This window comes from Sphaerisporangium dianthi (genome assembly GCF_042654065.1).
Lineage (GTDB): Bacteria > Actinomycetota > Actinomycetes > Streptosporangiales > Streptosporangiaceae > Sphaerisporangium > Sphaerisporangium dianthi.
Genome location: NZ_JBHSFP010000074.1, coordinates 1 through 11,774, shown reverse-complemented (window position 1 = coordinate 11,774; position 11,774 = coordinate 1). Strand labels below are relative to the sequence as shown.

Sequence of the window (11,774 nt, the reverse complement as noted above, 5' to 3'; positions counted from 1 at the left end):
GGCGGGTGTGGCCGGTGTGATCAAGATGGTGATGGCGCTTCGGCATGGCCGGTTGCCCAGGACGTTGCATGTGGACGAGCCGAGTCCGCACGTGGACTGGTCGGCGGGTGCGGTGCGGCTGCTGACCCGGGGACAGGACTGGCCGGAGACGGGGCGGCCGCGGCGGGCCGGGGTGTCCTCGTTCGGCATCAGCGGCACCAACGCACATGTGATCATCGAGGCGGCAGACGAACCCGCGGACGACCCGGAGCCGGTCGACCACCCGCCGGTTCCGCTGCTGCTCTCGGCCAAATCGCCCGCAGCCCTGCGGGCGCAGGCGGCACAGCTGCGCGAGCACTTGGTGGCACATCCCGAGCTAGACCTGGCCGACGTCACCCGGTCGCTGGCGACGACGAGGACGCACTTCACGCACCGCGCCTCACTGACGATCGACGACCGCGAGACCGCACTGTCCGACCTGGCCGCGTACGTGGCGGGCGGGAAACCCCTCGACCTGTTCGAGTCCGTGGCCTCGGACGGGTTGCTGGCATTCGGTCTTCCCGGGCAAGGCGTGCGGCCGGGTGGCGTCGGGGCTGGGCTCCACGCCCGTTTTCCGGTGTTCGCGGAGGCGTTCGACGAGGTGTGCGGGTTGTTCGGTCGGTGGCTGGACGAGCCGTTGGCCGAGGTGTTGTCCGCCCGGGCGGACGCACCGGTCGCGCAGCTCGCCGGGCGGACGGATTATGCGCAGGCGGGTGCGCTGGCGCTGGGTGTCGGGTTGTTCCGGCTGGTGGGTTCGTGGGGAGTGGTGCCGGACTTCGTGGTGGGTCACTCCATCGGCGAGGTGGTGGCCGGCTGCGTCTCCGGAGTGCTGTCGCTGCCGGACGCGGTGGAGTTGGTCGCGGCACGAGGTCGCCTGATGCGGGGACTGCCCTCCGGCGGGGTGATGGTCTCGGTCCGGGCCGCCGAGGACGAGGTGGTGCCGCTGTTGGCCGAGGGGGTGTCGCTCGCGGCCGTGAACGGTCCGGACTCGGTCGTGCTGTCCGGGGACGAGGACGTGGTCATGGCGATCGCGGCGCGGTTTCCCGGCCGGAGGACCAAGCGGTTGCGGGTGGCACACGCATTCCACTCGGCTCGGATGGACGGGATGCTCGCGGAGTTCCGGGGCGTGGCCGAGGGATTGTCCTTCGGCCGTGCCGAGATCCCGGTGGTGTCCACGGTGACCGGTCGGGTCGCTTCCGCCGAGGAACTGGCTGATCCGGGGCACTGGGTGCGGAACGTCCGGGAGACCGTCCGTTTCGCCGACGCCGTGCGCACCTTGACGAGCCGAGGCGTCGATCGCTTCCTCGAACTCGGGCCGGACGGCGTCCTGGTGCCGATGGCGGAGGGCGTGTGTGCCGAGTCCGGCCCGGGCCTGCTGGCGGTGCCGTTGTCGCGGAACGGTGAGCCCGAGCCGGACGTAGCGCTCTCGGCGCTGGGGCGGTTGCACGCCGCCGGCACCGCCGTGGACTGGGACGCGGTCTACGGGGAAAGGCCGCCGCGGCGGCCGGCCCTGCCCACCTATCCGTTCCAGCGCGAGCGGTACTGGGAACGGACCGGCGGGACGGCTCGCCCAGCCGACGCGTCCGGCGTCGGAATGCGCGCCGCGGACCACCCGCTGCTCGATGCCGGTGTGGAACTGCCCGACACCAACGGGTTCCTCTACACGGGCAGGCTGTCCGTGGCGACGCATCCGTGGCTGCGCGGCCACGCCGTCGACGGCACCGCCGTGTTCCCCGGCACCGGGTTCGTGGAGCTCGCCCTCTGGGCCGGCCTGGACGCCGGGTGCGACCGGGTCGAGGAACTGACCCTGGAATCGCCCCTGGTCCTCCCCGCGCGGGGCGGCGTGGTGCTGCAGGTGACCGTCGGCGCGCCGGACGACGACGGGCGCCGGTCGGTGCGGGTCCACTCCCGGCCGGAGGATGCCGCGGACGAGTGGCACAGGCATGCCGCCGGCACCCTCGGGCGCGGGAACACCGGCGGCAAAGCGGATCTGGCGCAGTGGCCACCGGCGGACGCGGACGAAATAGCGATCGACGGGTTCTACGAACGCGTCGCCGCCGGCGGCCTGGTGTACGGGTCGGCGTTCCTCGGCATCCGCGCGGTGTGGCGACGCGACGACGAGGTGTTCGTCGAGGCCGTCCTTCCGGACGACGACCGGCCCGACGCGGACGGGTTCCAGTTGCACCCGGCCCTGTTCGACGCCGCGCTGCAGGTGCTCGCCATGGACCCGTTCGAACAGGGCGTCGCTGGGGTTCCCTTCGCGTGGAGCGGCGTGGCACTGCACGCGAGCGGGGCCGCAACGCTGCGAGTCCGGCTCAGCACGACGGAGCACGGCTGCGTGTCGTTGGAGATGGCCGACGACACCGGCCAACCGGTCGCCTCGGTGGACGCGCTCACGCTGCGCGCACCCGTGCCTCGACAGGCTGCGGTCAAACGCGGTTCGCTGTACGCGTTGGACTGGGTACCGGTGACCGAACAGATCTCGCCGGTGCGGCGGCAACCGTGGACGCTGGTCGACGTCATGGCCGGTTCGACCGGGTTCCCGCTGGCGGAGCGCGGTTTCCCGCTCATCGAGCACCCCGATCCGGCCGCCGCGGTTCGCGGCGGCGTGGCCGCACACGCCGTCGCTCCGGCCGTGGGGACCGGATGGCCCGACGATATGCCCGGCGCCGTCCGGTCGGTCCTCGGCGGGGTGCTCGACGCGGTCAAGGACTGGGTGGCCGCGGACGTGCCGGCCACCGCCAGGCTGGTGGTGCTCACCAGCGGAGCGGTCGCCACCTCGCCGGACGACGACGTGTCCGACCTGCCGGGCGCCGCGCTGTGCGGCCTCGTGCGGTCGGCCCAGGCCGAGCACCCCGACCGGATCGTGCTGGTCGACGCCGATCCGGACACCAACGCGGCCGCCCTGGAGCAGGCCGTCACCACGGCGGTCTCGCTCGGTGAGCCACAGGTCGCGGTGCGCGCGGGCCGGGTTCTGCTCCCGCGTCTGGCCTCCGTGCCGGTGTCCGCCCAGGACACACCGATCACGCCGCCGCGGACGGGTGCCGTCCTCGTCACCGGAGCGACCGGCGCCCTCGGCGGCGTGCTCTGCCGGCACCTCGTGGCGGAGCACGGGGTCCGCGACCTGGTGCTGGTCGGCCGCCGCGGGCTGGCCGCACCTGGCGCCGCCGAGCTGGCTGCCGACCTGACCGATCTCGGTGCCCGCGTGACGACGGTGGCCTGCGACGTGTCCGACCCGGACGCCCTGCGGGCGGTGCTGGACGCGGCCGACGAGCCCATCACCGGTGTCGTGCACGTCGCCGGCGTACTGGACGACGGCGTCGTCGAAGCCATGTCGCCGGCGCGGATCGACACGGTGCTGCGGCCCAAGGTCGACGCGGCGTGGCACCTGCACCGGTTGACCGAGCGGCTCGGCCTGTCGATGTTCGTGCTGTTCTCCTCGGCCGCGGGCACGATCGGCGCCGCGGGCCAGGCCAACTACGCCGCCGCGAACGCGTTCCTGGACGGCCTGGCGGCCCACCGCCGGGCCCGCGGTCTTCCGGGTCTCTCGCTCGCATGGGGAATGTGGCAGCACACCGGCGGAATGGCGGGACGGCTGGAGGACGCCGGCCACGCTGGCCTGTCGGTCGAGCAGGGACTCGCCCAGTTCGATCTCGCGCAGGTCGTCGACCGGCCAGTGCTCGTGCCCATCCGGCTGGACACCGCCGCGCCGCCGGCCGCCGGTGTGCCACCGCTGCTGCGCGGCCTGGTCCGCAACCGCTTCGTGCCAAGGGCGGAGTCGCGGCGGGGCGCGGGACTGCGTGACCGGCTGGCCGGCCTGCCGGAAGAGGGTCGGCAGGCGGAACTGCTCACCGTGGTCAGGACCGAGGCGGCACGCGTGCTGGGCCACCGGGGCCCCGAGCGGATCGCGGGCATCGACGTGTTCGGCGAGCTGGGGCTCGACTCGTTGATGGCGGTCGAGTTGCGCAACCAGCTGGGCGCCGCGACGGGGCTGCGACTGCCCGCCACCGTCGTCTTCGACCACCCGACCCTCACCGAGCTCGCCCAGGACCTGTCCGCCAGGCTGGCCGGTGACCACGGCTCCGCGGAGCCGGCCCGTCCGGTGGACACCGACGCGGACTACACGCTGGCGGCCATGTACCGGCGGGCCTGCGAACTGAGCGAGTACGCGGAAGGTTCGACACTGCTGACACGGGCCGCGCGGTTCCGGCCGAGGTTCACCGCAGTGTCGGAGGCCGGCCGCGAACCGGAGCTCATCCGGCTGTGCACCGGCACCGAGGAAGGGCCGCTGATCTGCTTCCCTTCCCCGACCGTCTTCGGTGGTGTGCACGAGTACACCGGGCTGGCCGCCGAGCTGAGCGGGATACAGGACGTGTGGGCACCGGTCTACCCCGGCTTCGCCGCCGGAGAGCTCCTGCCGGCCGACACCGGTGTGCTGGTCGAGTTCCTGGTCGATGCCGTGCGGCGGCAGGTGGCGGACATGCCGTGCACCATCCTCGGCCGGTCCTCCGGCGGGACCGTGGCGTCCCTGGTGGCCGCCAGGCTGGAGGAGCTCGGCGCGAAGGTTCAAGGCCTGGTGCTGCTGGACACCTACCCGCCGGGCAGTTCCGCGATCGGGTACATCCTGCCGCTGCTGCAGAGCACGTCACTGGCCGCCGAGCGGAAGGTCGGGCCGATGACCGACGTTCGCCTGACCGCGATGGCCGGCTACTTCTCGCTGCTCGACCACTGGTCGGCTCGGTCGCTGTCGGCCCCGACCCTGCTGGTGCGGGCGTCGGAGATCGTGGCCGGCGGCGACATCGGCGCGGCCGACGGTGACTGGCGGGCGTCCTGGCCGGTCCCGCACAGCGTGGAGGACGTGCCCGGCGATCACTTCACCATCCTGTCCGACCATGTCGGCACCACCGTACGAGCTGTCCGGAAGTGGATCGCCCGGCAGGGCGTAGGAGGCAATCGATGAGCACCGTCGAGGACGTCGCCCGCGAGGCGGGCGCCCGCCGTGGCCAGGTGGCCTTCGTGTGCCCTGGGGTGGGCTCGCAGTGGGTGGGCATGGGCGCCGCCCTGCTCGACTCGTCCGAAGCGTTCCGCGCCCAGGTCGAACTGTGCGAGCAGGCGTTCGCCCCGTTCGTCGACTGGTCTGTGTCGGAGGTGCTGCGCGACCGGCCGGGGGCCCCGTCGCTGGCGCGGGCGGACGTCGCCCAACCGGCCCTGTTCGCGATGGCGGTCGGGCTCGCCGGGCTGTGGGAATCCCACGGCGTGGTACCGGACGCCGTCGTGGGTCATAGCAACGGCGAGATCGCGGCGGCGTGCATCGCGGGCGGCCTCTCCCTCGTCGACGGGGCACGCGTCGTCGCCCTGTGGAGCGCGGCGCAGGTGCCGCTCATCGGAAGCGGGAACGTGGCCGCGATCTCGATGCCGGTCGACGGAGTGCGCGAGCACCTGGCCGAGTTCGGAGACCGGATCACCCTCGCAGGCGTCAACGGACCGGCCTCGACGATCGTATCCGGGGAGGCCGCCGCCGTGGACCGGTTGCTCGCGCGGCTCACCGCCGAAGGGGCGCGTGCCCAGAAGATCCAGCTCGGCTGGGCCGCCCACTCCCCAAAGGCCGACGAGATTCGGGACCACCTGCTGCGGGTGCTGGCGCCGATCACCCCGACCGCCTCGCGGATACCGTTCTTCGCCGCGTGCACCGGCGGCTTGGTGGACACGAGCACGATGACCGCCGACTACTGGGTCCGCAACATGCGGGGCATGGTGAACTTCGATGCCGCCACCCGCGCGGCCGCCGATCACGGCGTCGACACGTTCATCGAGATAAGCCCGCACCCGGTGCTGACGATGGCGGTGCAGGACACGGTGGACGCCATCGGCGCGGGCGGTGTGGTGGTGGGCTCGATCCGGCGCGACATGGGTGACGGGGAGCAGTTCCTCCGCGCGCTGTCGGCCGTGCGGACCGGTCCCGCGCACGCCGTCGACCCGGCCCGGCGGTTGCGTGACCGGCTGGCGGTGCTGCCGGCGCAGGCTCGGCGGGAAGCGCTTGTCGAGCTGGTGTGCGATCTGGTCGCGGGTCCGCTCGGCGGTGCGGCGTTCGACCGGGGCGATGCGACCGCGACCTTCCTCGACCTCGGCGTCAACTCCGTCACCGCGGTGGAGATACGCAACACCGTGGTCGAGGAGACCGGTGTGCGGCTCCCGGTCACCGTCGTCTTCGACCATCCCACGCCGACCGCGTTCGCCGACCGCCTGCACGCGGAACTGTTCCCCGAGGAGCGCGCCGTCCCGGCGCACGCGGTGACGCGGCACGATTACGAGCCGATCGCGATCGTCGCGATGAGCTGCCGGGCTCCCGGTGGTGTCCGCACCCCGGCCGACCTGTGGCAGCTGGTGATCGACGAGATCGACGCGATCGCCGGCTTCCCGGCCGACCGCGGCTGGCCGCTCAACGAGATCTACCACCCCGACCCGGACCGGCCGGGGCGGAGCTACAGCCGCAGCGGCGGGTTCCTCTACGACGCCTGTGAATTCGACGCGGACCTGTTCGGCATCAGCCCGCGCGAGGCCACGGCGATGGATCCGCAGCAACGCCTTCTGCTCGAAACCTCGTGGGAGGTGTTCGAACGGGCCGGGATGGATCCGACCGCGCTGAAGGGCAGCGATGTCGGCGTCTTCGTCGGCCTGGTGGACCAGCAGTACGCGCCGCGGCTGGACGCGGCGCCCAGCGAGCTGGAGGGACACGTGTTCACCGGCTCCGCTGCGAGCGTGGCGTCGGGACGGGTGGCGTACACGTTCGGCCTGGAAGGGCCCGCGGTGACGGTCGACACGGCGTGCTCGTCCTCCCTGGTCGCCCTCCACCTCGCCGCCCAGGCACTGCGCGCGGGCGAGTGCTCCCTGGCCCTGGCCGGCGGGGTCAACGTGCTGGCCACGCCCGGGCTGTTCATCGAGTTCAGCCGGCAGCGCCTGCTGGCGCCGGATGGCCGGTGCAAGGCGTTCGCCGCCGCCGCGGACGGCGTCTCCTGGGCCGAAGGCGTCGGCGTCCTGCTCGTGGAACGCCTGTCCGACGCCCGGCGCAACGGCCACCCGGTGCTCGCCGTGATCAAGGGCAGCGCGACCAACCAGGACGGGGCGTCCAATGGGCTGTCCGCGCCGAACGGGCGGGCACAGGAGAAGCTGATCCGCGCGGCACTGGCGCGTGCCGGTCTGTCGGCCGACGAGGTCGACGCGGTGGAGGCACACGGCACCGGCACGAAGCTGGGCGACCCGATCGAGGCCGGTGCGTTGCTGGCGGCCTACGGCCAGGGCCGGGAGAGGCCGCTGTGGATCGGCTCGCTGAAGTCGAACATCGGTCACACCCAGGCGGCGGCCGGCGTGCTCGGCGTGATCAAGATGGTGCTCGCGCTCCAGCACGGTGAGCTGCCCAGAACGCTGCACGTGGACGCCCCGTCGCCCTATGTGGACTGGAGCGCGGGTGACGTGCGCCTGCTGTCCGAGCGCGGGCCGTGGCCGGACACCGGACGGCCGCGTCGTGCCGGGGTGTCCTCTTTCGGCATCAGCGGCACCAACGGACACGTGATCCTCGAACAGGCGCCCTCGGCCACCGGCCAGGACGACGGCAGCCCTTCCGGCACCGTGGTGCCGGTGTTGCTGTCCGGCCGGACGAGGGAAGCCGTCCGGGAACAGGCCGAACGGCTGCGGGCGCACCTGGCGCGTCACCCCGGGCTGCGACCGGCCGACGTCGCGCACACCATGGCCAAACGCGCCGTGCTGCCGCACCGCGCCGCGGTGCTCGCCGCAGGACCGGACGAGCTCATCGACCGGCTCGGCGCGCTCGCGGACGGCAGGAACCCGCTCGGCGTGCTCGACGGTGCGGCGGTCGGCGGCAAGCTCGCCGTCCTGTTCCCCGGACAGGGGGCACAGCGCGTGGGCATGGGCAGCGAGCTGTACCGCACCTCGCCCGTGTTCGCCCGCGAGCTCGACGCCGTGTGCGCCGCGCTGGAGCCGCACCTGGACCTGCCGCTGCAGGACGTGCTGCTGGCCGAGCCGGGCACGGCCGAAGCGGAGCTGCTGCACCGGACGGCGTTCACGCAGACGAGCCTCTTCGCGGTCGAGGTCGCCCTATTCCGGTTGGTCGAACACTGGGGCGTGCGCCCCGACTACGTCGGTGGGCACTCCGTCGGGGAGCTGACCGCGGCCCACGTCGCCGGTGTGCTCTCACTCGCCGACGCCGCCCGCCTGGTGTGCGCCCGCGGCAGGCTGATGCAGGCTCTGCCCGACGGCGGCGGGATGACCGCCATCGCCGCGTCCGAGGAAGAGGTGATCCGGTCGCTGGCCGGGCGGGAGTCCGAGGTCGCGGTCGCCGCGGTGAACGGACCGCGGGCCGTGGTGATCTCCGGTGTCGCGGAGGTGGTGGCCGAGATCGCCGCCACGTGGCAGGCGGCGGGGCGGGAGACCAAGCGGTTGCGGGTGAGTCACGCGTTCCACTCCCCATTGGTTGAACCGGTGCTCGCCGAGTTCGCCGCGATCGCCGGCGAGCTGGCGTACCACCCGGCCGGCATCCGTGTCGTGTCGAACCTCACCGGCGGCGTGGCGACCGACGCGCAGCTCGGTGAGTCCTGCTACTGGGTGCGTCACGTCCGGGACACCGTGCGGTTCCACGACGGCGTGCGCGCGCTGTACTCCGCCGGCGTGCGGACGGTCCTCGAACTCGGCCCCGGGGGCGTGCTGTCCGGTCTGGCGCGCGACTGCCTGGGTGCGGAGGAGAGTGAGCAGGTCGCGTTCGTGCCGTCGAGCCGCCGGGAACTCGCCGAACCGGAGGCCGTGGTCACCGCGGTGACCCGGCTGGGCGTGCGGGGTGTTCCCGTCGACTGGGCCGCGGTCATCGGCGGTACTCCCCGGCTGCTCGACCTGCCGACGTACCCGTTCCAGCGCGAGGAGTTCTGGCTGCGGCACCGGCCGGGAGACGATGACCGCGCGGCCCCCGCGCCGGACTCGGAGTTCTGGGACATGGTCGACCGCGCCGATCTGCCCGGGCTGGCACGGGAGTTGCGCGTCGACGCCGAGCAGCCGTTGTCCTCGGTCCTGCCGGCCCTGTCCAGGTGGCGCCGTGACCGCGTCGGCCTGTCCACCGCGGACTCCTGGCGGTACCGGACCTCCTGGCGGGCGACGACCGTGCCGGCCGCGGCCGACCTGCCGGGGACGTGGCTGGTCGTGGTGCCTAGCGGGCAGGTCGAGGCACAAGAGGTGGCGGACCGTTGTGCCGGCGCGGTGGAGCGGTATCGCGGTGTGCCCGTTCGGCTGGCGGTCGGCCCGGGAACGGCGCGGGACGTGCTCGCGGAGCGGATCCGCAGTGCGGTGGCGGGGCACTCGCGGGTCGCCGGAGTCCTGTCGTTCCTGGCGCTCGATGAGCGGCCGGTCGCCGACGCGCCCGCGATGACCGCCGGGCTGTGGCACAGCGTGGTTCTGGCTCAGGCGCTCGGTGACGCCGGGGTCGACGCGCCACTGTGGTGGGTGACGTCCGGTGCGGTGCGCGTCGACGACACCGACGTGGTGATCAGCCCGCCCCAGGCCCAGGCATGGGGTCTCGGCCGAGTCGTCGCGCTGGAGCACCCGCTCCGCTGGGGCGGCCTGATCGACCTACCGCCGGTGCCCGGTGACCGGGCGACCGACCTGCTGGCCGGTCTGCTCGCCACCGGCGGCGCGGAGGATCAGGTCGCGATCCGCGACTCGGGTCTGTGGGCACGGCGCCTGCGTCCCGCCCCGGGCGGGACGCCGGGCCGAGTGTGGCGACCACGCGGCACCGTGCTGGTCACGGGCGGCACGGGAGCCCTCGGCGGTCACGTCGCCCGGTGGGCCGCGGACAACGGGGCGCGACACCTCGTGCTGGCCGGCCGGAGCGGGCTCTCGGCATCCGGTGCCGAGGAACTCGTCGCCGACCTGGCGGCCCGGGGTGCCACCGTGACGGTGGCGAAGTGCGACGTGGCCGACCGGACCGCGGTGGCCGCGCTGCTGGCCGCGGTCCCGGCCGACATCCCGCTCACGGCCGTCGTGCACGCGGCCGGCGTCAGCCAGTTCACGGACCTGACCTCGGTGACGGCCGCGGAGTTCGCGGCCGGGCTCACCGCCAAGGTCGCGGGTGCCGCGCACCTGGCCGACCTGCTCGCCGACCGCGAACTCGACGCGTTCGTGCTGTTCTCTTCGGTCGCCGCGACCTGGGGGAGTGCTGCCAACGGCGCCTATGCCGCCGGCAACTCCTACCTCGACGCCCTGGCCGAGCAGCGCCGGATGCGCGGTCTCGCCGCCACGTCGGTGGCCTGGGGGACCTGGGGCGGAGACGGCATGGCCGACGGGGCCACCGGCGAGCATCTCACTCGGCGCGGTCTGCGGTTCATGGCGCCGCACCTGGCGGTCACGGCGATGGCGCGAGCCGCCGGGGAGGACGAAGCGACGCTGACCGTCGCCGACGTGGACTGGGCGAACTTCATCCGGACCTTCACCGCCGCCCGCCCCAGCCCACTGCTGGCCGAGATCCCGGCAGTGGCCGGCGCGCGGAACGACGCGGCCGCGGAGCCCGCGCCGGAGCTCGCGCGGCTCACCGGACTGACCCGGCCGGCCCGCGAGAGCGCCGTTGTCGCACTCGTGCGCACCCAGGTGGCGGAGGTGCTCGGCCACAGCGACGAGGCCGCCGTGGACGTCGGCAGGACGTTCAGCGAGCTCGGGTTCGACTCACTGATGGCGGTCGAACTGCGCGACCGGCTCGTCGCGGTGTCCGGCCTGCGACTCGGGGGACCGGTGACCTACGACCACCCCACGCCCGCCCTGCTGGCCGCGCACATCTGCGCCGGACTGACCGGGGCCGAGCCGACTCCCGTCACCACGACGACCGCGCCGGTTCAGCCGGACGACCAGATCGCCATCGTCGGCATGGCGTGCCGCTATCCGGGTGGGGTGGCCTCCCCCGGGGAACTGTGGGATCTGGTCTCGGCCGGTGGGGACGCGATCACCGGTTTTCCCCTCGACCGGGGCTGGGACGTCGACGCGCTCTACGACCCTGAGATGACCGAATCCGGGAGAAGCTACGTCCGGACCGGTGGTTTCCTACACGACGCCGCCGACTTCGACGCGGGGCTGTTCGGTGTGTCGCCGCGTGAGGCGTTGGCGATGGATCCGCAGCAGCGGTTGTTGCTGGAGGTGTCGTGGGAGGTGGTGGAGCGGGCTGGCATCGACGCCGCTTCGCTGAAGGGCAGCCTGACCGGCGTCTTCATCGGCAGCAACGGGCAGGACTACCACGATGTCGGCACAGGCTCGCCGGATGCGGAGAACGGCTACCAGTTGACCGGCAACGCCGGCAGTGTCATGTCGGGCCGGATCGCCTACACGTTCGGTCTTGAAGGCCCGGCGCTGACGGTGGACACGGCGTGTTCGTCGTCGCTGGTGGCGTTGCATCTCGCGGCGCAGTCACTGCGCAACGGTGAATGCGCGCTCGCGTTGGCCGGCGGGGTCACGGTGATGTCGACGCCGACCGCGTTCGTCGAGTTCTCCCGGCAACGCGGTCTGGCTCCCGACGGCCGGTGCAAGTCGTTCGCGGCCGCGGCGGATGGGACGGGTTGGGGGGAGGGTGTCGGTGTTCTTCTGCTGGAGCGGTTGTCGGATGCGCGGCGTAATGGGCGTCGGGTGTTGGCGGTGTTGCGTGGTTCGGCGGTGAATCAGGATGGTGCGTCGAATGGGTTGACGGCGCCGAGTGGGCCCGCTCAGCAGCGGGT

General features: G+C 73.1%; 2 protein-coding genes. Both read left to right on the top strand.

Going from position 1 to position 11,774, the window contains the following annotated elements; translation table 11 throughout:
- On the top strand, positions 1–4,978 hold a 4,978-nt coding region (locus ACFO60_RS40345), incomplete at its 5' end, for an SDR family NAD(P)-dependent oxidoreductase (RefSeq protein WP_465269902.1).
- On the top strand, positions 4,975–11,774 hold a 6,800-nt coding region (locus ACFO60_RS40340), incomplete at its 3' end, for a type I polyketide synthase (protein ID WP_380852689.1). The genes ACFO60_RS40345 and ACFO60_RS40340, both read left to right, overlap by 4 nt.